Annotated in this window: 17 protein-coding genes; 5 read left to right on the top strand and 12 right to left on the bottom strand. The window is 62.6% G+C overall.

Translation table 11 applies throughout. The annotated features are described in order from the left end of the window. From CAY82_RS02010 to betI, 4 genes are all read right to left on the bottom strand, one after another. Positions 1 to 1,743 (bottom strand): potassium/proton antiporter, encoded by a 1,743-nt coding sequence (locus CAY82_RS02010; RefSeq protein ID WP_087499717.1) that lies wholly within the window; start codon positions 1,741 to 1,743, stop codon positions 1 to 3. Between the two features lie 267 nt (positions 1,744 to 2,010). Further along, on the bottom strand, positions 2,011 to 3,708 hold the full coding sequence (gene betA / locus CAY82_RS02005) for a choline dehydrogenase (RefSeq protein ID WP_087499716.1): 1,698 nt from the start codon (positions 3,706 to 3,708) through the stop codon (positions 2,011 to 2,013). Positions 3,709 to 3,786: 78 nt separating this feature from the next. After that, a complete protein-coding gene (gene betB / locus CAY82_RS02000; protein ID WP_087499715.1) occupies positions 3,787 to 5,259 on the bottom strand; it encodes a betaine-aldehyde dehydrogenase in 1,473 nt (490 codons plus the stop codon). Positions 5,260 to 5,298: 39 nt separating this feature from the next. Beyond that, complete coding sequence (gene betI / locus CAY82_RS01995) at positions 5,299 to 5,955, bottom strand: transcriptional regulator BetI (protein ID WP_087499714.1); 657 nt, start codon at positions 5,953 to 5,955, stop codon at positions 5,299 to 5,301. A gap of 533 nt (positions 5,956 to 6,488) precedes the next feature. Between betI and CAY82_RS01990 the strand changes: the two genes are divergently transcribed. After that, complete coding sequence (locus tag CAY82_RS01990; protein WP_256576213.1) at positions 6,489 to 8,435, top strand: BCCT family transporter; 1,947 nt, start codon at positions 6,489 to 6,491, stop codon at positions 8,433 to 8,435. 296 nt (positions 8,436 to 8,731) lie between these two features. Here CAY82_RS01990 and CAY82_RS01985 read toward each other — a convergent pair whose 3' ends face one another. The 4 genes from CAY82_RS01985 to gpmI form a co-directional block, all read right to left on the bottom strand. Further along, positions 8,732 to 9,499 carry a divergent polysaccharide deacetylase family protein gene (locus CAY82_RS01985; protein ID WP_087499712.1) on the bottom strand — a complete coding sequence of 256 codons (768 nt, stop codon included), beginning with the start codon at positions 9,497 to 9,499 and terminating at the stop codon, positions 8,732 to 8,734. Between the two features lie 8 nt (positions 9,500 to 9,507). Then, a complete protein-coding gene (locus CAY82_RS01980) occupies positions 9,508 to 10,824 on the bottom strand; it encodes a S41 family peptidase (protein ID WP_023660970.1) in 1,317 nt (438 codons plus the stop codon). Between the two features lie 77 nt (positions 10,825 to 10,901). Beyond that, the gene (locus tag CAY82_RS01975; protein WP_087499711.1) at positions 10,902 to 12,206 is read right to left on the bottom strand and encodes a murein hydrolase activator EnvC; all 1,305 of its coding nucleotides are present in this window, start codon (positions 12,204 to 12,206) and stop codon (positions 10,902 to 10,904) included. Between the two features lie 142 nt (positions 12,207 to 12,348). Continuing rightward, the gene (gpmI, locus tag CAY82_RS01970) at positions 12,349 to 13,884 is read right to left on the bottom strand and encodes a 2,3-bisphosphoglycerate-independent phosphoglycerate mutase (protein ID WP_087499710.1); all 1,536 of its coding nucleotides are present in this window, start codon (positions 13,882 to 13,884) and stop codon (positions 12,349 to 12,351) included. Positions 13,885 to 14,090: 206 nt separating this feature from the next. On the opposite strand from gpmI, the gene CAY82_RS01965 reads away from it, so the two are divergent. From CAY82_RS01965 to secB, 3 genes are read left to right on the top strand one after another with little or no spacing between them, the layout of a single operon-like run. Continuing rightward, on the top strand, positions 14,091 to 14,504 hold the full coding sequence (locus tag CAY82_RS01965; protein WP_003259887.1) for a rhodanese-like domain-containing protein: 414 nt from the start codon (positions 14,091 to 14,093) through the stop codon (positions 14,502 to 14,504). Between the two features lies 1 nt (position 14,505). After that, complete coding sequence (gene grxC, locus CAY82_RS01960) at positions 14,506 to 14,760, top strand: glutaredoxin 3 (RefSeq protein ID WP_003249204.1); 255 nt, start codon at positions 14,506 to 14,508, stop codon at positions 14,758 to 14,760. 39 nt (positions 14,761 to 14,799) lie between these two features. Next, positions 14,800 to 15,285: a protein-export chaperone SecB gene (secB, locus tag CAY82_RS01955; RefSeq protein WP_013974581.1), complete on the top strand. Its 486-nt coding sequence runs from the start codon at positions 14,800 to 14,802 to the stop codon at positions 15,283 to 15,285. Between the two features lie 163 nt (positions 15,286 to 15,448). Here the strand turns inward: secB and trmL are convergent, their stop codons facing one another. Further along, complete coding sequence (gene trmL / locus CAY82_RS01950) at positions 15,449 to 15,910, bottom strand: tRNA (uridine(34)/cytosine(34)/5-carboxymethylaminomethyluridine(34)-2'-O)-methyltransferase TrmL (protein WP_087499709.1); 462 nt, start codon at positions 15,908 to 15,910, stop codon at positions 15,449 to 15,451. Between trmL and CAY82_RS01945 the strand changes: the two genes are divergently transcribed. Continuing rightward, the gene (locus tag CAY82_RS01945; protein WP_087499708.1) at positions 15,909 to 16,346 is read left to right on the top strand and encodes a hypothetical protein; all 438 of its coding nucleotides are present in this window, start codon (positions 15,909 to 15,911) and stop codon (positions 16,344 to 16,346) included. The two genes, trmL and CAY82_RS01945, sit on opposite strands and share 2 nt — an antisense overlap. 378 nt (positions 16,347 to 16,724) lie before the next feature. Here the strand turns inward: CAY82_RS01945 and ntrC are convergent, their stop codons facing one another. The 3 genes from ntrC to glnA all read right to left on the bottom strand — a co-directional run bounded on the left by ntrC (position 16,725) and on the right by glnA (position 21,016). Beyond that, positions 16,725 to 18,161, bottom strand: coding sequence for a nitrogen regulation protein NR(I) (gene ntrC, locus CAY82_RS01940; protein ID WP_046613491.1), 1,437 nt, complete (start codon positions 18,159 to 18,161; stop codon positions 16,725 to 16,727). Beyond that, entirely contained in the window at positions 18,158 to 19,243 is a 1,086-nt protein-coding gene (gene glnL, locus CAY82_RS01935) for a nitrogen regulation protein NR(II) (RefSeq protein ID WP_087499707.1), read from the bottom strand. Before glnL ends, ntrC begins: the two co-directional genes overlap by 4 nt. 366 nt (positions 19,244 to 19,609) lie before the next feature. Further along, positions 19,610 to 21,016, bottom strand: a complete 1,407-nt coding sequence (glnA, locus tag CAY82_RS01930) for a type I glutamate--ammonia ligase (protein WP_015272115.1) — start codon at positions 21,014 to 21,016, stop codon at positions 19,610 to 19,612. Between the last annotated feature and the right edge of the window lie 427 nt (positions 21,017 to 21,443).

Genomic DNA, 21,443 nt, shown 5'->3' with positions numbered 1-21,443 from the left:
TTAGAGGAACAATCCAGGTCCGGGTCGCGTTCCTTCGGGGAATCTGACGCCTACTTTCTGGATCTTGTTCCCGTCCATGGTGGCCACGGTCCAGATCGTGCCATGCCATTCGACCTGGTCACCTACTACTGGAGCGCCTCCGACCTTCTGTCGGATGAACTGGGCCAGCGGCATTTTCGCGTCCAGGCCGTCGAGTTTCAGGCCGTAAAGCGCTGCCACCGCACCCAGTTCGGCATCGCCTTCGAGCACGAAGTCGCCAAAGAAACGCAGGTCAAGGCCACGTTGTGGTGCCTGGCTGAACAGTTTGCCCAAGGCCGGGAGGTTGTGCTCGTGGCCGATCACGCAGAGCATGTCACCGACTTCCAGCACGGTGCTGCCTGAGGGGTGCAGCAGCTTTTCGCCGCGGAACAGTGCGGCAATCCGCGTGCCTTCGGGCATTTTCAGCTCGCGCAGGGCGGCGCCGATGCACCACTTTTCGGCGCCCAGGCGGTAGACGAACATTTCCCACTCGCTGGTGATGTGCACTTCCAGGGCGGAGCGGGAGATTGGCGCCGGGTCTGGCGGTACCGTCACTTTCAGCAACTTGGCCACCCACGGCAGGCTGGTGCCTTGCACCAGCAGCGACACCAGCACGATGAAGAAGGCCAGGTTGAAGAACAACTGGGCGCCCGGCAGGCCGGCCATCAGTGGGAACACCGCGAGGATGATCGGCACCGCACCGCGCAGGCCGACCCAGGAAATGAAGCCTTTCTCACGGCCGTGGAAGGCTTTGAACGGCAGCAGGGCGGCGACCACCGACAGCGGGCGCGCCACCAGGATCATCCATAGCGCCAAGCCCAGCGCCGGCAGGGCGATGGGCAGCAGATCGTGTGGCGTGACCAGCAACCCCAATACCAGGAACATGCCAATCTGCGCCAGCCAGGCCATGCCGTCGAGCATGTGCAGGATGCCGTGGCGGCTGCGGATCGGCTTGTTGCCGAGCACCAGGCCGCACAGGTACACGGCAAGGAAGCCGCTGCCGTGCAAGGCGTTGGTCAGCGAGAACACCACCAGGCCGCCGGCTATCACCAGAATGGGGTACAGGCCGCCAGCCAGCTTGATGCGGTTGACCAGTTGCAACATCAGCCAGCCGCCGCCCAGGCCCACCAGCCCGCCGATACCGAACTCGCGTAGCACGTGCCCTAGCAGGCTCCAGTGCAGGCCTGTCTGGCCACTGGCGATCATATCGATCAGCGTGACGGTGAGGAACACCGCCATTGGGTCGTTGCTGCCCGATTCGATTTCCAGAGTGGCACTGACCCGTTCATTCAGGCCTTTGCCACCTAGCAGCGAGAATACTGCAGCAGCGTCTGTGGAGCCGACGATGGCGCCGATCAGCAGGCCCTGGATCAGACTCAGGTTGAACAGCCAGGCGGCGGCCACGCCGGTGAGGGCGGTGGTGATCATCACGCCGATGGTGGCCAGTGACAGCGCCGGCCACAGCGCCACGCGGAAGCTTGCCACCCGTGTGCGCAGGCCGCCGTCGAGCAGGATCACGGCCAGAGCCAGGTTGCCCACCAGGTAGGCGGTCGGGTAGTTGTTGAAGATGATGCCGCCACCATCGACCCCGGCGACCATGCCGACGGCGAGGATGATGACCAGGATAGGGATGCCCAGGCGCGACGACAGCGAACTGACCAGGATACTTGCGCCCACCAGCAATGCGCCGATCAGGAACAGGCTGTTGATGGTGCTTGCATCCAAAGGCAGGTACTCCGGGGGACAGCGGGGGGAGAGGACTTGATAGCATGTCGCTAGCAGGTCGCGTGCCAAATGATTCTAACCTGATGAATTGGCAGGCTGTAAAGCGTTTCTGCAGATGAAGAAAAGGCACCGCGGTGGGTGCCTTTTCTGGGGTTGCCTGGGCGGGCCCTTTCGCGGGTGAACCCGCTCCCACAGGTACTGCACAGTTTTCAAAACCTGTGTGAGCCCTGTGGGAACGGCTTTAGCCGCGAAGAGGCCGGTGCAGGATTACGCCTGCTTCACTTCACGCATCGGCTTGCCCTTCACCGGTGCACCGTTGGCCACGTAGTACTTGGCGGTGCTGCGCGGCAGCGGCTTGCGGCCACGAATCTTGTCCGAGATTTTCTCGGCGATCATGATCGTGGTGGCGTTGAGGTTGCCGGTGATGATGATCGGCATGATCGACGCATCGACCACACGCAGGCCTTGCATGCCGTGCACTCGGCCTTCGCCATCGACCACCGCCATGTCGTCGGTGCCCATCTTGCACGAGCAGGATGGGTGGAAGGCGGTTTCGGCGTGCTCGCGGATGAACTTGTCCAGTTCTTCGTCGGTCTGCACGTGCGCGCCCGGGCTGATCTCGCGGCCACGGTACGGGTCCAGCGCCGGCTGGGCCATGATTTCGCGGGTCAGTCGGATGCCGTCACGGAACTCCTGCCAGTCCTGCTCGGTGGCCATGTAGTTGAACAGGATGCTCGGGTGCTGGCGCGGGTCCTTGGACTTGAGCTTGATACGGCCGCGGCTTGGCGAGCGCATCGAACCCATGTGTGCCTGGAAGCCGTGTTCCTTCACGCCGTTGGAGCCGTTGTAGTTGATGGCGACCGGCAGGAAGTGATACTGGATGTTCGGCCACTTGAATTCAGGGCGGGTACGGATGAAACCACCGGCCTCGAACTGGTTGCTGGCGCCGATGCCGGTGCCGTTGAACATCCACTCGGCACCGATGGCCGGCTGGTTCCACCACAGCAGCGACGGGTACAGCGACACTGGTTGGGTGCACGCGTACTGCAGGTAGAGTTCCAGGTGGTCCTGCAGGTTTTCGCCAACGCCCGGCAGGTCGTGCACCACCGGGATGTCGAGGCTTTCCAGCAGGGCGCGCGGGCCAACGCCGGAACGCTGCAGCAGTTGCGGCGAAGCGATGGCGCCGGAGCTGACGATCACTTCCTTGCGGGCGCGGGCTTCGACGCGCTCTTCGCTGTCGCCGACCAGGTAGGTCACGCCGATGGCGCGCTTGCCGTCGAACAGCACGCGGTCAGTCAGGGCGTGGGTGACGATGGTCAGGTTCGGGCGCTTCTTGGCCTGGTCCAGGTAGCCGCGGGCGGTGCTGGAGCGGCGACCGTTCTTGGTCACGGTACGGTCCATCGGACCGAAGCCTTCCTGCTGGTAGCCGTTGAGGTCTTCGGTGCGCGGGTAACCGGCCTGCACGCCGGCTTCGACCATGGCGTGGAACAGCGGGTTGTTGCCCGCTTTTGGCGTGGTCACGCTGACCGGGCCTTCGCCGCCGTGGTAGTCGTTCGGGCCGATGTCGCGGGTTTCGGCTTTACGGAAGTACGGCAGGCAATCGAGGTAGGTCCAGTCTTCCAGGCCTGGCAGTTCTGCCCAGCCGTCGAAGTCCATGGCGTTACCGCGGATGTAGCACATGCCGTTGATCAGCGACGAACCGCCCAGGCCCTTGCCGCGGCCACATTCCATGCGGCGGCCGTCCATGTGCGGCTCCGGGTCGGTCTCGTAGGCCCAGTTGTAGCGGCGGCCCTGCAGCGGGAAGGCCAGGGCGGCCGGCATCTGGGTGCGGAAGTCGAAGCGGTAGTCCGGGCCACCGGCTTCCAGGAGCAGTACGGTGACGCCGGCGTCTTCGGTCAGGCGGGTAGCCAGGGTGTTACCGGCCGAACCGGCGCCGACGATGATGTAATCGAATTCTTGGGACATGGAAGTACCCTCGTGTTGGCGGTGATCAGGGAGCGGGAACGCCCGTGCACAGCGGCACGGGCGGGGCTTATACAGGGTTTAGAAAACCGAGTTGTAGCCGCCCAGCTCGACCTGGACCGACTTGATGCGAGTGTATTGAGCCAGCGAGCTGACGCCGTTCTCACGGCCGACGCCCGACTGCTTGTAGCCACCGACCGGCATTTCGGCCGGCGATTCACCCCAGGCGTTGATCCAGCAGATACCGGCTTCCAGCTTGTGGATGATGCGGTGGGCGCGGGCGATGTCGTTGGTGCAGACACCGGCGGCCAGGCCGTATTCGGTGTCGTTGGCGCGACGGATGACTTCTTCTTCGGTTTCGTAGGTGAGGATGCTCATCACCGGGCCGAAGATCTCTTCCTTGACGATGGTCATGTCGTCGGTGCAATCGGTGAACACGGTCGGGGCCACGAAGGCGCCCTTGGCGAAATCACCGGCGGTCAGGCGCTCGCCACCGCAAAGCACGCGGGCACCTTCTTCTTTGCCCTTGGCGATGTAGCCGAGCACGCTTTCCATGTGCTGGAAGCTGACCAGCGGGCCGAAGTTGGTGTTTTCGTCTTCCGGGTTGCCAGCGCGGATGCGGGCAACGCGTTCGACGATCTTGGCTTCGAAGGCAGCCTTCATTTCAGCCGGGATGAACACGCGGGTGCCGTTGGTGCACACCTGGCCCGAGCTGTAGAAGTTGGCCATCATCGCGATGTCGGCGGCCTTGTCCAGGTCGGCGTCGGCGCAGATGATCAGAGGCGACTTGCCGCCCAGTTCCATGGTGACTTCCTTGAGCGACGAGCTCGAGGCACTGGCCATGACCTTCTTGCCGGTGGTGGTGCCGCCGGTGAAGGAGACTTTTTCGATGCGCGGGTGCTCGGTCAGCCAGGTGCCGACTTCGCGGCCGCTGCCGGTCAGGACGTTGAACACGCCGTTCGGCAGGCCGGCTTCGGTGTAGATCTCGGCCAGTTTCAGGGTGGTCAGCGAGGTGACTTCCGACGGTTTGAAGATCATCGCGTTGCCGGCGGCCAGGGCCGGGGCGGATTTCCACAGGGCGATCTGGATCGGGTAGTTCCAGGCGCCGATACCGGCGGTCACGCCCAGCGGCTCGCGGCGGGTGTAGACGAAGGACGATTCGCGCAGCGGGATCTGCTCGCCTTCGATGGCCGGAACCAGGCCAGCGTAGTACTCCAGCACGTCGGCGCCGGTGACGATGTCGACGTAGCGGGTTTCCGAGTACGACTTGCCGGTGTCCAGGGTTTCCAGCATGGCCAGTTCGTCGTTGCGCTCGCGCAGGATCTCGACGGCGCGGCGCAGGATGCGCGAACGCTGCATGGCGGTCATGGCGGCCCAGACTTTCTGGCCACGCTCGGCGCTTTCGACGGCCTTCTCGACGTCAGCCTCGGTGGCACGTTGCACGTGGGCGAGGACTTCGCCGGTGGCCGGGTTGATGGCTTCGAAAGTGGCATCGCTGCCAGCGTCGACGTAAGCGCCATCAATGTAGAGTTTTTGCGTTCCGAAACGGGCCATAGTGTCCTCGCAAGTGCAGTGTGTGGTTTGGCTTGCGCGTCACGCTCCAGCCGGGTTGGCAAGGGCCGTGCGCGGTTGTTCAGCTGCCTGGTCGTTTGTACTCAGGGTGTGCTGTTTAGCCAGTTGTAGATCCATGTATTCGTAAGCAATCCGTATCGCCTGGTCGGTGTCGAATTCATCACCCGACAGGGCACCACGCAGCCACAAGCCATCGATCAAGGCAGCCAGGCCGCGGGCTGCCTTGCGCGCATGGTAGAGCGGCAGGGCGCGGCGGAACTGGCAGCACAGGTTGGAATACAAGCGGTGGTCGTTGATCCGCTGCAACCTGTGCAAATCGGGCTGGTGCATGCTGGAAGCCCAGAAGGCCAACCAGGTTTTCATTGCCGGGCCGTTCACCTGGCTGGCATCGAAGTTGCCCTCGATGATCACTTTCAGGTGGGCGCGCGGGCTGTCGTCCGTCAGGGCCTGGCGACGTGCTCTAACGCCTTCGTTGAGCATGTTCATGATGTAACCCATCGTCGCTGCGATCAGGCCGTTCTTGTCCCGAAAGTAGTGACTGATGATGCCGTTCGACACACCGGCCAAACGGGCAATCAGCGCAATGCTGGCGTCACCCAGTCCGACCTGATCGACCGCCTGCAACGTGGCTTCGATCAACTGCTGGCGGCGGATGGGTTGCATACCGACCTTGGGCATCTTGCTATCTCCTCAGGCCTGCGAGCAGACGACGGGCGGCTGACTCGGCGAAGGCCAGTCTATTTTGTTTTGATTGAACGTTCAATCAATAAAGAATAAGCTCTGCGACAATTTGTGCCATTGACAGTCTTTCAGGCGGTCGAGAAGGCACGGATTGACACCCCAGGAAATCGCGTAACCCCCGGAATACAAGGCGTTGACGGGCATGAGCGATGCAAATGCAGATTCTGCCGTGCGGTCATGGACCCTGCGGCGGGCCCTTGGAGCGGGCGGGGTGATCTGTGACGAATGCGCGCACCTCGGCTGAGATGCGGCATTTGCAGCAGGCCACCTGTCTGTTTTTTTGCAACGTATCGATTCGGGATCACGGTTTCCAAGGGTGCTTTTATAACACCTGATGCAGTGGGGATATTCCACCAATTGCTCGGGAAAGACTGATTAGCCTCCACAGCCGCACTGCCCGGAGCATTCGTGCAATGAGTTCTGCCTCACTTACCAACCCTCCGGCCGAGAGGGTACGGGTCAACCGCGTGGTGTTCTTCACCTCCGCGCTGATGATCCTCGTTCTGACTGCCTTGCTTATCGCTGTACCCGAAACCGCCGGCCAGGTGCTGGGCGTGGCCCAGAAATGGCTGACGCGCACCTTTGGCTGGTATTACATGCTGGTGATCGGCGGTTACCTGCTGTTCGTCATCTACCTGGCCTTCTCCGACTACGGCAAGCTCAAGCTTGGCGGCAAGGATGACAAGCCCGACTTCAGCTACGGCGCCTGGGCCGGCATGCTGTTCTCCTCCGGTATCGGCATTTCGCTGCTGTACTTTGGCGCCTCCGAACCCCTGGACCACTACTTCAATCCACCGGAAGGCACCTCTGCCAGCCTCGACGCCGCGCGCCAGGGCCTGCAACTGACCTTCCTGCACTGGGGCCTGCACGGCTGGGCGATCTACGCCCTGGTCGGCCTGGCCGTGGGTTACTTCGCCTACCGCCACAACCAGCCGCTGGCCCTGCGCTCGGCGCTGTACCCGCTGGTCGGTGAGCGTTGGGTCAAGGGCGCTGCCGGCAATGCCGTGGACATCTTCGGCATGTTCGTCACCCTGTTGGGCCTGGTGACCAACCTGGGCATCGGTTCGATGCAGGTGGCCTCCGGCCTGGAATACCTGTTCGGCATGGACCACAGCAAGACCAACCTGCTGGTGGTGATCCTGGTCATGGCCGGCGTTGCCACCGTGGCGGCGGTGTCGGGTGTGGAAAACGGCATTCGCCGCCTGTCCAACCTGAATATCGTATTGTTCAGCGGCCTGTTGATCTTCGTTCTGCTGGGCGGCGAAACCCTGCACCTGCTCAACGGCTTCGTGCAGAACATCGGTGACTACCTCAACGGCATCGTGCTGAAAACCTTCGACCTCTATGTGTATGAAGGCGAAGCCGGCAAGTCCGAGCGCTGGCTGGGCCTGTGGACCGTGTTCTACTGGGCGTGGTGGATCTCCTGGGGCCCGTTCGTCGGTATGTTCATTGCCCGCATCTCCAAGGGGCGCACCGTGCGCGAACTGGTCAGCGGCGTACTGTTGATCCCGCTGGGCTTCACCCTGGCCTGGTTGTCGATCTTCGGCAACACCGCGCTGGACCTGGTGATCAACCGGGGCGCCGTGGAGCTGGGCAAGACCGCCCTGGAGCAGCCGTCGATGTCGATCTACCAGCTGCTGGAATATTTCCCGGCGGCCAAGATCGTGATCGGTGTAGCGGTGTTCGTCGGCTTCGTGCTGTTCCTCACCCCGGCCGACTCTGGCGCGGTGATGATGGCCAACCTGTCGTGCAAAGGCGGCAAGGTCGACGAAGACGCCCCGCACTGGATGGTGGTGTTCTGGTCGGTGGTCATCACCCTGGTCACCATCGGCCTGCTGTTAGCGGGTAATTTCGAGGCCATGCAGACCATGGTGGTGCTGGCAGGCCTGCCGTTCTCGGTGGTGCTGGTACTGTTCATGTTTGGCCTGTACAAGGCCATGAAGCAGGACGTGGTGGTCGAACAGGAGCGCGCCGAGCTGGCCGCCCGTGGCCGTCGTGGCTTCACCGAGCGCCTGACCCAGCTGGAACTGCAGCCGACCCAGGCCGTGGTCCAGCGTTTCATGGACAAGCAGGTCAGCCCGGCGCTGAAAGAAGCCGCCGCGCAGCTGCAGACCTTGGGCTTCGAGGTGGAAACCCGGGTTGGCCAGTCGCGCAACATGATGGGCCTGCGGGTGATGATGGAAGAGGGCAACCCGTTCGTCTATGAAGTGAGCCTGGATGGTTACCTGGCCGCGCCGAGTGAAGCGCCGGTGGAAGGCGAACCGGAAGTGCGTCAGCGCTTCTATCGTGCCGAGGTGTACCTGCACGATGGCAGCCAGGAATACGACCTGATGGGCTTTGCGCCAGAGCAGATCGTGCGTGATGTGCTGGACCAGTTCGAAAGCCACCGCCAGTTGCTGGGGCGTGTGTATAGCTGATCGCTGTTGAGGCAAAAGAAAACCCCGCTCATCTGAGCGGGGTTTTTTTTTTTGACCTGAGGCCAATGGGGGCTCTGTGGGAGATTGCCCAGCCCTTTGGGCTGCGCTGTCGCATAGGGAACTGAATTCGCCAGCGATCCTCGTACTCTGTGGGAGCGGCTTTAGCCGCGAAGAATCCAACGCGGTGCATGGCACCGGCTGCGCCGGTGTTCGCGGCTAAAGCCGCTCCCACAGGGTCCCTGCTAATTCAATGAGTCATGTGTTGTTCTATGAAAGCGGCGGGGACGACAGCAATATCAGCGATTGGTGTAGCGGCCATTCTTGCCATGCCCCGGCATCGCCTGATTGCTGCGCACGGCGATCATCTGCTTGAGCCTGATCAACTCGATGCCCTGGCTCCTTAGCCTTGGCAACTCCCGTTCCAGCACTTCCAGGGTCTGTGGATAAGGATGCCCGATCAGCACTGCCGACCCCTGCTTGCGCGCCAGGGCGATGCCCTGCTGCAACTGACCGGTAATCGCTTCAGTGGTGCGCACATCATCAAGGAACACATCACGCGAAACGTGGGCCAGGCCGATGCGCTGGGCTTCGGCTGCGGCCACGGTGGCGGCGCTGGTACGGCTGTCGACGAAGAACAGGTGACGTTGCTGCAGCTCACCCATCAACCAGGCCATGGGCTCACGCTGTGCCGTCATGCGGCTGCCCATGTGGTTGTTGATGCCGGCGGCGTACGGAACCTTGGCCAGGGCCGCGTCCAGGCGTTTGGCCAGTTCTTCGATCGGCGTGCCAGGGTGCCAGGCATAGGGCCCGGTGGCCGGGTCCATGGGCATGTGCAGGATCACCGTCTTGCCAGCCTTGTGCGCCTGGCGGGCAAAGTCGGTGGCATGCGGGGTATCGGGCATGATCGCCATGGTCACCGGACCTGGCAGGGCCAGGGTGCGGCTGTCGCGTTCGCTGCTCTGGCCCAGGTCGTCGATGATGATGCTCATGTAGGCCTTGCCGGCCGGCGCCGCTTGCGCGACCCCGGCCATCAGGCAGAACAGCAGACACAGCAGATAACGCATGGGGTGGGTCAGTCGCCCTTGGTGATGTTCAGGCCTTTGAGCAGGCTCAGGGCCTGGCTCAGCTGGAAGTCGTCATCTTGCGGGCGCTCCTTGCGCTTGCCACTGCCGGTCGGTCGGTCGGCGCCACCGTTGCCGTTGCCCAGGTGGCCCTGCAGGTCGGCTTCCTTGAAGTTGTCGGTGTCGGCTTCGGCGGTGAGCTTGGCCGGGCGCACTTCGATGTCGGGGACGATGCCCTGGGCCTGGATCGAGCGGCCATTGGGAGTGAAGTACAGCGCGGTGGTGAGCTTCAGCGCACGGTCGTTGGCCAGTGGCAGCACGGTCTGCACCGAGCCCTTGCCGAAGCTGTCGGTGCCCATCAGCACGGCGCGTTTCTGGTCTTGCAGGGCGCCGGCGACAATTTCCGAGGCCGAGGCACTGCCGCCGTTGATCAGCACCACCAGTGGCACGCCGTCGCTGGCGTCGGCCGGATCGGCCGAGAAACGCAGCTCGGAGTTGGCGATACGGCCCTTGGTGTAGACGATCAGGCCCTTGGTCAGGAAGTGGTCGGCCACTTCCACCGCCGACTGCAGCACGCCGCCCGGGTTGTTGCGCAGGTCCAGCACCACGCCGCGCAGTTTCTTGCCGTTGTCCTTGCGCAGCTTGGCCAGGGCCTTGCCGACTTCGTCGCCGGTCTTGACCTGGAACTGGGTGATGCGGATGTAGCCGTAGTCGTTCTCCAGCAGCTGGCTTTTCACGCTCTTGACCTGGATGACCGCGCGGGCCAGGGTCACGTCGAAGGGGTTGCCGCCGTCGCGCACCAGGGTCAGGGTGATTTTCTCGCCTACCTTGCCGCGCATCTTGTCGACCGCTTCGGTCATGGTCTGGCCACGGGTCGGGGCGCCGTTGATCTTGACGATCAGGTCGCCGGCCTGCACGCCAGCACGCGAGGCCGGGGTGTCGTCGATCGGCGAGACCACCTTGATGAAGCCGTCTTCCTGGCCCACTTCGATGCCCAGCCCACCGAATTCGCCGCTGGTGCTTTCCTGCAGTTCCTGGAAGTCCTCGGGGCCGAGATAGGCCGAGTGCGGGTCGAGGTTGCTGAGCATGCCCTTGATGGCATTTTCCAGCAGGGTCTTGTCGTCCACCGGCTCCACATAGGCCGCCTTGATGCGGTCCATGACCTCGGCAAAGGTGCGCAGCTCTTCGAGCGGCAGTGGCGCCTTGGCGGTCACCTCGGTGGCCGGTACTGCGGCCGGCTTGGCCGGCTCCGCGGCAGTGGCCAGGGGCGCGCCGACCGCCAAGGCGATGGACAGGGCCAGCTGGGTGAGACGAGGCGAGTGCAGCATGTCGAACGAACTCCTGATCCTGTAAGCGCTCCCTGGGGAGCATCGGCTCAGCCCATGGGCTACGCCGTAAAATTTGACTAGCCCCGGCACCACTGCGAAGGGTCGGTAGGCCGACCCTGCTGGCGGATAGCGAAGTACAAGCCGGCAGCGTCCTGGCCGCCGCTGTCGCCAACGGTGGAAATGGCTTCGCCGGCCTTGACGATATCACCGGCGCTCTTGAGCAGGCTCTGGTTATGGCCGTACAGGCTCAGGTAACCGTTGCCATGGTCGAGAATGACCAGAAGCCCGGCACCGCGCAACCAGTCGGCGAACACCACGCGTCCGCCATGCACGGCACGCACCTGGGTGCCCGGGTTGGCACTGATCATCACCCCGTCCCACTTGGCGCGGGCATCGTTGCCGCGGGCATCACCGAAGCGTGCCAGCAATCGACCATTGACTGGCCAGGGAAGTTTTCCCCGTGCGGCAGAAAATGCGCCGCCGTAGCTCGCGCCGTCGCTGGAAACCATCGGGCCCAGGGTGGTGCGGGCCTTTTTCGGCGGCTCCACCGGTTCGCGGGCTTGTTCGCGGGCGGCAGCGGCGGCCAGGGCTTCCTGCTGGCGGCGTTTTTCCGCTTCCTGCTGGGCCAGCAAGGCCTTCTTGCGCGCTTCTTCCGCCTCGCGGGCCTGGCGGGCGAGGGTTTCCTCGATGGTCTTGAGGACTTTGGACAAGTCGGCCTGGTCCTGCTCGCGCGCTTGCAGCTTCTGGTCGCGGTCCTTCATGTCATTGTTGAGCTTGGCCAGCACCTGCTGGCGCTTGCCGCGCTCGGTTTCCAGGGCCTGGCGGCGGCTGTCGAGGTCGGCGCGCTGGGCCAGCAACTGTTGCTGCTGGGTAGCGATTTCCTGTTCGACGTTGGCCAGCTGGCGCAGGGTCTCGTTGAAGGTGCGCAGTTGCTCCAGGCGCGCCTTGCTCAGGTAGTCGTAGTAGGTGAGGGTGCGGGCGAACTTCTCGGGGTTCTGCTGGTTAAGCAGCAGTTTGAGGTATTCCTCGCGGCCGTTCTGGTAGGCCGAACGGGCCTGGATGGCGATCAGTCGCTGTTGTTCAACGCGGGCGCTCTGGAGTTTTTTTTTCTCGGTATCAAGGCGCTCCAGCTCGCCCTCGGTCTTTTTTAGTTCTTGCTGCAGGGCCTCCACCTGCTTTTCGAGGTTGCCGATATCGGTCTCGGTAGCTTTGAGGTCCTTTTGCACACCGGCCTTTTCTTCCTGGAGCTTGCCCAGCGTCTTTTTGAGCTCGGCAATGTCCTGGCGGGTGGCGTCCAGTTGCTGCTGGGTCTGCGCACGCTCATCGGCAAAGGCCGGGCTGAGCAGGCAAGACAGGGCTAGGAGGATCAGGGCGCGAAGCATGGGGGTTGGCGTACCAAGGATGGAGACTGGCCTAGTATGCCCGCGCGGGCGGGCAAAAAAAACGCCTCGCTGCGGGTGCAGAGGGGCGTTTGTCTGGAATTCATGTGTTATTGGGGCCGCAGAGCGGCCCCAATTCACAGAATCAGGCGTCGACCAGGATCGAGGTGCCGGTCATTTCCACCGGCTTTTCCAACCCCAGCAGCTTCAGCATGGTCGGCGCCACATCGGCCAGTACACCGCCCTCACGCACCTTGACGTTGCGCTTGCCGACATAGATGAACGGCACCGGCTCGGTGGTGTGCGCGGTGTGTGCCTGGCCGGTGCACTCGTCTTCCATCTGCTCGACGTTGCCGTGGTCGGCGGTGATCAGCGCTTCGCCGCCGACCTTGTCCAGTGCTTCGACGATGCGCCCGACGCAGCCATCCAGAGCCTCGACGGCCTTCACCGCAGCTTCGAACACGCCGGTGTGGCCGACCATGTCGCCGTTGGCGTAGTTGACCACGATCACGTCGTAGCGCTGCTGCTCGATGGCCTCGACGATACGGTCGGTTACCTCCGGTGCGCTCATTTCCGGCTGCAGGTCGTAGGTAGCGACCTTCGGCGACGGGATCAGGATGCGCTCTTCGCCTTCGAACGGCTCTTCGCGGCCACCGGAGAAGAAGAAGGTGACGTGGGCGTACTTCTCGGTTTCGGCGATGCGCAGCTGGGTCTTGCCGTTCTTCGCCAGGTACTCGCCCAGCACGTTGTTCAGGCTGGCCGGGGCGAAGGCGGCGGGGGCCGGGATTTTCGCCGAGTACTGGGTCAGGCCGATGTAGGCGGCCAGTTCTGGCAGGCGGGCACGCGGGAATTCGTTGAAGTCGGCTTCGACGAACACGCGCGACAGCTCGCGGGCGCGGTCGGCGCGGAAGTTCATGAAGATCACTGCGTCGCCGTCTTCGACCTTGACTGCTTCACCAATGCGCGTGGCTTTGACGAACTCGTCGCTCTCGTCGCGGGCGTAGGCTGCTTCCAGGCCGGCCAGGGCGGTGTCGGCGGTGTATTCGGCAGCACTGTCGACGATCAGGTTGTAGGCGGCGCTGACGCGGTCCCAGCGGTTGTCGCGGTCCATGGCGTAGTAGCGGCCGATCAGGCTGGCGATGCGGCCCTTGCCCAGCTTGGCGAAGGTGGCGTCGAGCAGTTCGATGGACGACTGTGCGCTGCGTGGCGGCGTGTCGCGGCCATCGAGGAAGGCGTGCAGGTAGATCTTCTGCGCACCGCGCTGCGCGGCCAGTTCGGCCATGGCCACCAGATGGTCCTGGTGGCTGTGTACGCCGCCATCGGACAGCAGGCCGAGGATATGCACGGCCTTGCCGGCAGCGGCTGCCTTGTCCACCGCAGCGGTCAGCACCGGGTTCTCGAAGAACTCGCCGTCGCGGATGGCCTTGGTCACGCGGGTGAAGTCCTGGTACACCACGCGGCCGGCGCCGAGGTTCATGTGACCGACTTCGGAGTTGCCCATCTGCCCGTCCGGCAGGCCGACATCCATGCCCGAGCCGGAAATGAGGCCATGCGGCTGGCTGGCGCGCAGGCGGTCATAGACCGGTGTATTGGCGGCGTAGATGGCGTTGTATTCGGGGCTTTCGCTGTGGCCGAAGCCATCCAGGATGATCAGGACCAGGGGTTTGGGCGTACTCGTCATCAATCAAACTCACGGTTGTTCAAAGATGATAAAGACACGCATTTTAGGGCAAATGCGTCACCGGCGGCGAATATTCGTCCCATCCCCCGACCGGCGCGCGCGTGCCAGCAATGCGCAGGTGGCTTTGCCGCCCGCCCGTCGGGCTTTGGTGGCAATAAGGGGCTGTGTATACTGGCCGGCATTTTCAATCGCGTGGAACACCCCAGATGGTTGCTAACCTGATTCAATTTGCGACAAACCACTACATCCTGGTGGCGATCTTCGTTGTTTTGCTGGTCGCGCTGCTGGTCAACGAAATCCGCCGCGGCGGCCAGAGCCTGAGCAACGGCCAGCTGACGGCCCTGGTCAATGCCGAGAAGGCCCTGGTCATCGACATCCGCCCGACCAAGGAGTACTCCGCCGGTCACATTGTCGGTGCGGTGAACATCCCGCAGGACAAGCTGGTCAACCGCATGAGCGAGCTGGACAAGCACAAAGAGAAGACCCTGATTGTCGTCGACTCGATGGGCCAGCAGTCCGGCACCATCTGCCGCGAGTTGCTCAAGGCTGGTTATAACGCCGCCAAACTGAGCGGTGGCGTTTCCAGCTGGAAAGCCGATAACCTGCCCTTGGTGAAGTGATATGAAGCCCGTCATCGTCTATTCCAGCGACTACTGCCCCTACTGCATGCGCGCCAAGTACCTGCTCGAGAGCAAGGGCGTGGCTTTCGAGGAAATCAAGGTCGACGGCAAGCCGCAGGTTCGCGCCGAAATGAGCCAGAAGGCCGGTCGTACATCGGTGCCGCAGATCTGGATCGGTAGTACCCACGTCGGTGGATGCGATGACCTTTATGCCCTGGAGCGCGCCGGCAAGCTCGATGCGCTGCTGGCGGCCTGATTTGCACTGCATTCAAAAACATTAGGATAAGGATCTGCCATGACTGACCAACAGACCAACGGCGCTGCTGCAGAAGACAACAGCCCTCAGTTCTCCATGCAGCGCATCTATGTGCGCGACCTCTCGTTCGAGGCACCGAAAAGCCCGCAGATCTTCCGCCAGACCTGGGAGCCGAGCGTTGCCCTGGACCTGAACACCAAGCAGAAAGCCCTGGAAGGTGACTTCCATGAGGTGGTGCTGACCCTGTCGGTCACCGTCAAGAATGGTGACGAAGTGGCTTTCATCGCTGAAGTGCAGCAGGCCGGTATCTTCCTGATCAAGAACCTGGACGCGGCATCGATGAGCCACACCCTGGGTGCGTTCTGCCCGAACATCCTGTTCCCGTACGCCCGTGAGACCCTGGACAGCCTGGTGACCCGCGGTTCGTTCCCGGCCCTGATGCTGTCGCCGGTCAACTTCGACGCCCTGTACGCGCAGGAAATGCAGCGCATGCAGGAAGCTGGCGAAGCGCCGACTGTGCAGTAATAGCTGCCGGTATCAAGAAAGCGCCTCTCTGGGCGCTTTTTTGTTGCCTGTGCCGGCCCCTTCGCGGGTAAACCCGCTCCCACAGGTACAGCGCTGCCCTTGAGGTTGGCTTGGTTACTGTGGGAGCGGGTTTACCCGCGAAGAGGCCGGCACAGGCTATAGCTCAGCTCCCGGCAAACCCATTCTGCCGCCACGCCTCATACACCGTCACTGCCACGGTATTGGACAGGTTCAGGCTGCGGCACCCCGGTCGCATCGGCAGGCGCAGGCGTTGCTCGCCCGGCAGGCTGTCCAGCACTTCGGTCGGCAAGCCACGGCTCTCGGGCCCGAACAGGAAGGCATCACCCGGCTGGTAGGCCACTTCGTGGAACGGATGAGAACCCTTGGTAGTGAAGGCGAACAGCCGTGGGTTGCCCAGGCTTTCCAGGCATCCGGCCAGGCTCTCGTGGCGCTTGAGCGTGGCATACTCGTGGTAATCCAGCCCCGCGCGCCGCAGGCGCTTGTCATCCAGTTCGAAGCTGATGGGCTCGATCAGGTGCAGGTCGCAGCCGCTGTTGGCGCACAGGCGAATGATGTTGCCGGTATTTGGCGGAATTTCTGGTTGAAAAAGGATGACGTGAAACATGCACGGCTCCAAGCGTGAAGATGACGGGCATTCTACCCCCGAACCGGACGTGCGTTCGAAGGCGTTCCCGCGGATGATGCTGTCGCTGGCAATTGTCGGCTTGATGGTGGGGCTGATGATCGGCCGCCTGACCACGACCGACGAGCGCGAACTGCAGCAGGTGGAGGTGGTGCAGGATGGCCTGGACCTGTGGTTCAACGAAGAGCCTCAGCTGCATGGCGAAAATGTGGAAGGTACGGTTGCGCTGTTGTTCCAGGCCCAGGGCAAGGCCCGGCAAGGACAGCTGAGCCTGCAGGGCAAACCTGTGAGCTGGCGGGTGCAGAAGAGCAAGGAAGGCTTGTTGCTGACGGTGGTGGCCGCGCGCCCCTTGCACGGTGAGTGGGCCGGTGCAGAGGACGCTGGGCGCTGGCGGGTGCAGGTGAAACTGCACGAATAAAAGAGGGGATATCCCGGCCTGCCTGTACCGAGGTCCCCAAAACTGGCGATGTTGCGAATAAAAGAGGGGTTCACCCGGCCTGCCTGTACCAGGGCCCCCGAAACTGGAGATGTATTAGGTATTGCAGGGGGCGTGCCAGTTTTGCAAAGCCCGAGAATATTGGGCTTTAAGGGTGAATTAGCCGTTTTTTGAGGGGATTTGTGCCTTCGTGAGGTGCATCGGGCACAGGAACGGTGCATGGAGCCGATATCTGTTCTGGTTCTACAAACGCATTCGCGGGTAAACCCGCTCCCACAGGTACGGCGCCGACCTTGAGGCTGGCGCTGTACCTGTGGTAGCGGGTTTACCCGCGAATGCGTCGGTGCAGCCAGTCAAGGATTAATGGTCATCACCTTCCTCATCATCCCCACCCGCCACATTCATCCCCAGCTCCTTGATCTTGCGCGTCAGGGTATTGCGCCCCCAACCCAGCAACAGCGCTGCATCGCGCCGACGCCCAGCAGTGTGCTTGAGCGCTGTCTCGATCATGATCCGCTCAAAGCTCGGCACTGCACTGTCCAGCAGGCTGGTCTGCCCACGCGCCAAGGCCTGGTCGGCCCACTGGCGCAGGGCCTGCTCCCAGTTGGTTACCGGCGCGGCGTCCTGTGGCAGGTTCAGCAACTCGGGTGGCAGGTCGCCGATCAGCACTTCGCGGCTGGAGGCCATCACGGTGATCCAGCGGCAGGTGTTCTCCATTTGTCGCACGTTGCCCGGCCATGGCAGGTTGCGGATGAACTCCTCGGTTTCCGGTTTGAGGATCTTCGGCTCGACCGCCAGTTCCTGGGCGGCGCGGGCGAGGAAGTGGCGGGCGAGGGCGGGGATATCCTCGCGGCGGTCGGCCAGCCGTGGAATGTGGATGCGGATCACGTTCAGGCGGTGGAACAAGTCCTCGCGGAACTTGCCGGCCTGTACCAGCGACTCCAGGTTCTGGTGGGTGGCGGCGATGATGCGCACATCGACCTTGACCGGCACATGGCCGCCCACGCGATAGAACTCGCCATCGGCCAGCACCCGCAGCAGGCGGGTCTGGGTGTCGGCGGGCATGTCGCCGATTTCGTCGAGGAACAGGGTTCCGCCATCTGCCTGCTCGAAGCGCCCCCGGCGCAGGTTGGCGGCGCCGGTGAATGCGCCTTTCTCATGGCCGAACAGCTCGGACTCCATCAGGTCCTTGGGGATGGCGGCCATGTTCAGGGCAATGAACGGCGACGCCGCGCGCGGGCTATGGCGGTGCAGGGCGTGGGCCACCAGCTCCTTGCCGGTACCGGACTCACCGTTGATCAGTACGGTGATGTTGGAGTGGCTGAGGCGGCCAATGGCGCGGAACACCTCCTGCATCGCCGGAGCTTCACCGATGATTTCCGGAGTGCGTGCCAGGCTCTGCGGTACATCCAGCCCCTGTTGCTCCTGGGCGTGCTGGTTGGCGCGTTTGACCAGCGAGACTGCCTCGTCCACATCGAACGGCTTGGGCAGGTACTCGAAGGCGCCGCCCTGGTACGAGGCGACGGCGCTGTCCAGGTCGGAGTGGGCAGTCATGATGATGACCGGCAGGCGCGGGTGCTGCTCACGGATCTGTGCCAGCAGGTCGAGGCCACTGGTGCCGGGCATGCGGATGTCGGAAATGATCACGTCCGGTTGCTGGCGCGCCAGGCGGCCCATCACGCCATCGGCGCTGTCGAAGCTCTGGGTGGTCATGCCTTCCTGTTGCAGGGCTTTTTCCAGGACCCAACGGATGGAGCGATCATCGTCGACGATCCATACGGTTTCACTTCGGCTCATGAGGCGGTGGCTCCTTGTTCCAGGGGCAGGTAGATCGAGAAGGCGGTATGGCCTGCATGGCTTTCACACTCGATCAGGCCCTGGTGCTGGCTGATGATGTTCTGGGTAATGGCCAGGCCTAGCCCGGTACCGTCCGGGCGGCCGCTGACCATGGGATAGAAGAGGGTGTCCTGCAGTTCCGGCGGGATGCCCGGGCCGTTGTCGATGATTTCCACCCGCGCCACCAGGCGATGGCGCACGTGGCCGATGGTGAACTGGCGCAAGGCACGGCTGCGCAGGGTGATGCGACCCAGGCGCAGTTCGTTCTGCGAACTGATCGCCTGCATGGCGTTGCGCACGATGTTGAGCACGGCCTGGATCATCTGTTCGCGGTCGATCAACACATCCGGCAGGCTAGGGTCGTAATCGCGCACCAAAGTGATGCAACCCTGGCTTTCGGCTTCCACCAGGCTGCAGACCCGCTCCAGCACTTCGTGGATATTGGTCATGGCCAGCGACGGCAGCTTGTTCGAGCCGAGCATGCGGTCGACCAGGTTGCGCAGGCGGTCGGCCTCTTCGATGATCACGTTGGTATAGTCGCGCAGGCCTTCGTCAGGCAGCTCGCGAGCCAGCAGCTGGGCTGCGCCGCGAATGCCGCCGAGGGGGTTCTTGATTTCGTGGGCCAGGCCGCGCACCAGCATCTTGGTGGTTTCCTGCTTGCTCAGCTGGGCTTCTTCCTTGGTGATGCGAAGCAGCCGGTCACGCGGGTGTACCTCCAGCAGCAACAGGGTCTGGCCCTGGTGCAGGATCGGCGTTACCGCATAGTCGACGGTGATGGTCTGCCCGGTCAGCGAGGTGAGCTGCGCTTCGCGCTTGGTGAACGGGTGCGCCTGCTCGACCGCCTGGCGCAGCGAGCTGAGTGCCTCGGTCGATTCGGTGAACAGTTCGCTGATGAACTGCCCATGGCTGCGCTGGCCACTGACCGCCAGCAGCATTTCCGCGGCCGGGTTCATGTATTCCAGGCGCAACTCGGCGTTGAGCAGTAGCGTGGCGGTGGTCAGGTTGTCCAGAAGCAGACGGTGCTGTGCATCGCTGATGGTCATAAGGCGTCGTTGACCTCTTTTGGCGCTTGGCTGGCATGGCGCGGCCATGGCCGGGCGCTCGGTGGATCCGCTGATGCGAGACTCTCTACCTGCAGGAAATGCAAGAAACAAACCAAAGCTCCGAAAAGAAGCGGAATTTGCCGATAAAGGCCTGAATCTGCGCAAATTCGGATCAGAAAGTCTTGGTGAAGCGTTTCATGTGAACCAGATTGGGGAGCAAACAGGGGCGCGGCGCTCAAGCGTGCACCAATATAGAGCATAGCGTGGCGGGCTGGAGTTCTGTGGCTTTCGTATGGCGCAGAAACGAAAACGGCCTCCCGAGGGAGGCCGTCCTGATCATGTCATCGGCGCGAGGCGCCGATTAGATCAGCAGCTGTAGTACAGCTCGTACTCCAGCGGGTGAACGAAGGTACGGACCTTGATTTCTTCTTCGCTCTTCAGCTCGATGAAGGCATCGATGAAGTCGTCGGAGAATACGCCGCCCTTGGTCAGGAACGCACGGCCTTTGTCCAGCTCTTCCAGAGCTTCTTTCAGGCTGCCGCAAACCTGCGGGATGTCCTTGGCCTCTTCAGGCGGCAGGTCGTACAGGTTCTTGTCGGCAGCATCGCCTGGGTGGATCTTGTTCTGGATACCGTCCAGGCCGGCCATCAGCAGGGCCGCGAAGGCCAGGTACGGGTTGGCCGATGGGTCCGGGAAGCGTGCTTCGATACGGCGGGCTTTCGGGCTGCCGACATAAGGAATACGGATCGAGGCGGAACGGTTGCGAGCCGAGTAGGCCAGCATTACCGGGGCTTCAAAGCCTGGGACCAGACGCTTGTAGGAGTTGGTCGACGGGTTGGTGAAGCCGTTCAGGGCCTTACCGTGCTTGATGATACCGCCAATGAAGTACAGAGCGGTGTCGGACAGACCGGCATAGCCTTCACCCGAGAAGGTGTTCTTGCCGTCTTTCCAGATCGACATGTGCACGTGCATGCCCGAGCCGTTGTCGCCGTACAGTGGCTTCGGCATGAAGGTAGCGGTACGGCCGTAGGCATCGGCAACGTTGTGCACGACGTATTTCAGCGCCTGTACTTCGTCAGCCTTCTTCACCAGGGTGTTGAACTTGACGCCGATTTCGTTCTGGCCGGCAGTCGCCACTTCGTGGTGGTGAACTTCAACGGTCTGGCCCATTTCTTCCAGTGCGTTGCACATGGCAGTACGGATTTCGTGGTCGTGGTCGAACGGCGGAACCGGGAAGTAGCCGCCTTTCACGCCTGGGCGGTGGCCTTTGTTGCCGCCTTCCACGTCAGCGCCGGTCATCCACGAGCCTTGTTCGGAGAAGATCTTGAACATCGAGCCGGAGATGTCCGACTGGAACTTCACTTCGTCGAAGATGAAGAACTCAGGCTCGGGGCCTGCGAATACGGTGTCACCGATGCCGGTGCTCTTCAGGTACTCTTCGGCGCGCTTGGCGATGGCGCGAGGGTCACGATCGTAGCCCTGCATGCTCGACGGGTCGACGATGTCGCAGGTGATGATGAGGGTCGGTTCTTCGGTGAACGGGTCCAGTACGGCAGTTTCGTCGACCGGCATCAGGATCATGTCGGAAGCTTCGATGCCTTTCCAGCCAGCGATGGAGGAACCGTCGAACATCTTGCCGACCTCGAAGAAGTCGTCTTCCAGCGCATCACGCGCCGGCATGGTCACGTGGTGCTGAGTGCCTTTGGTGTCCGTGAAACGCAGATCAATCCACTTGACGTCATGATCTTTGATGAGTTGAACCGACTTCGACATGTTGTCCTCCGGATGGTCTAGAGCGCGGTGGGCCGCTGCCCTGGAAAAAGGGTGTTGCCGGGCGCGGATAGTCGGCCAAGCTTTACCTGCCTCACAAGGGAGCAAATTGCATGCCAGTGCCCGAAAATGGCGAGCGCGGGATAAAAGGGGGCGTTTGCGGGCATCTGGCGGTGGGGTGGCGGGGGAGAGTGCACCCATAAGATGCGAATTTTGGTAGCAGTGCACCAATAGTGTGCATTGCTTGAGTTGTATGCTTTTCTTGAGGGCCTCTTCGCGGGTGAACCCGCTCCCACAGGGGATAGCACAACCTTGGAATTGTGTGCGGTCCCTGTGGGAGCGGGTTTACCCGCGAAAGGGCCGGAGCTGGCAGCACAAAACCCGCCTCCTGCATTTATCTGAAAGCTTCTGATCAAAAGTTGGTCAAATC

The sequence above is a fragment of the Pseudomonas sp. SID14000 genome (assembly GCF_002165135.1).
GTDB lineage: Bacteria > Pseudomonadota > Gammaproteobacteria > Pseudomonadales > Pseudomonadaceae > Aquipseudomonas.
The sequence above is the reverse complement of the archived record's forward strand: the minus strand, read 5'-3'. Positions and strand labels throughout refer to the sequence as shown.

Excerpts from the sequence above, each read along its gene's own strand:
- glnL (WP_087499707.1), bottom strand. The coding sequence starts at position 19,243 with ATGACCATCAGCGATGCACAGCACCGTCTGCTTCTGGACAACCTGACC.
- grxC (WP_003249204.1), top strand. The coding sequence starts at position 14,506 with ATGAAGCCCGTCATCGTCTATTCCAGCGACTACTGCCCCTACTGCATG.
- gpmI (WP_087499710.1), bottom strand. The coding sequence starts at position 13,884 with ATGACGAGTACGCCCAAACCCCTGGTCCTGATCATCCTGGATGGCTTC.
- CAY82_RS01975 (WP_087499711.1), bottom strand. The coding sequence starts at position 12,206 with ATGCTTCGCGCCCTGATCCTCCTAGCCCTGTCTTGCCTGCTCAGCCCG.
- betB (WP_087499715.1), bottom strand. The coding sequence starts at position 5,259 with ATGGCCCGTTTCGGAACGCAAAAACTCTACATTGATGGCGCTTACGTC.
- glnA (WP_015272115.1), bottom strand. The coding sequence starts at position 21,016 with ATGTCGAAGTCGGTTCAACTCATCAAAGATCATGACGTCAAGTGGATT.
- betA (WP_087499716.1), bottom strand. The coding sequence starts at position 3,708 with ATGTCCCAAGAATTCGATTACATCATCGTCGGCGCCGGTTCGGCCGGT.
- secB (WP_013974581.1), top strand. The coding sequence starts at position 14,800 with ATGACTGACCAACAGACCAACGGCGCTGCTGCAGAAGACAACAGCCCT.
- CAY82_RS01965 (WP_003259887.1), top strand. The coding sequence starts at position 14,091 with ATGGTTGCTAACCTGATTCAATTTGCGACAAACCACTACATCCTGGTG.
- CAY82_RS01985 (WP_087499712.1), bottom strand. The coding sequence starts at position 9,499 with ATGCGTTATCTGCTGTGTCTGCTGTTCTGCCTGATGGCCGGGGTCGCG.
- CAY82_RS01980 (WP_023660970.1), bottom strand. The coding sequence starts at position 10,824 with ATGCTGCACTCGCCTCGTCTCACCCAGCTGGCCCTGTCCATCGCCTTG.
- CAY82_RS01945 (WP_087499708.1), top strand. The coding sequence starts at position 15,909 with ATGCACGGCTCCAAGCGTGAAGATGACGGGCATTCTACCCCCGAACCG.
- trmL (WP_087499709.1), bottom strand. The coding sequence starts at position 15,910 with ATGTTTCACGTCATCCTTTTTCAACCAGAAATTCCGCCAAATACCGGC.
- ntrC (WP_046613491.1), bottom strand. The coding sequence starts at position 18,161 with ATGAGCCGAAGTGAAACCGTATGGATCGTCGACGATGATCGCTCCATC.
- betI (WP_087499714.1), bottom strand. The coding sequence starts at position 5,955 with ATGCCCAAGGTCGGTATGCAACCCATCCGCCGCCAGCAGTTGATCGAA.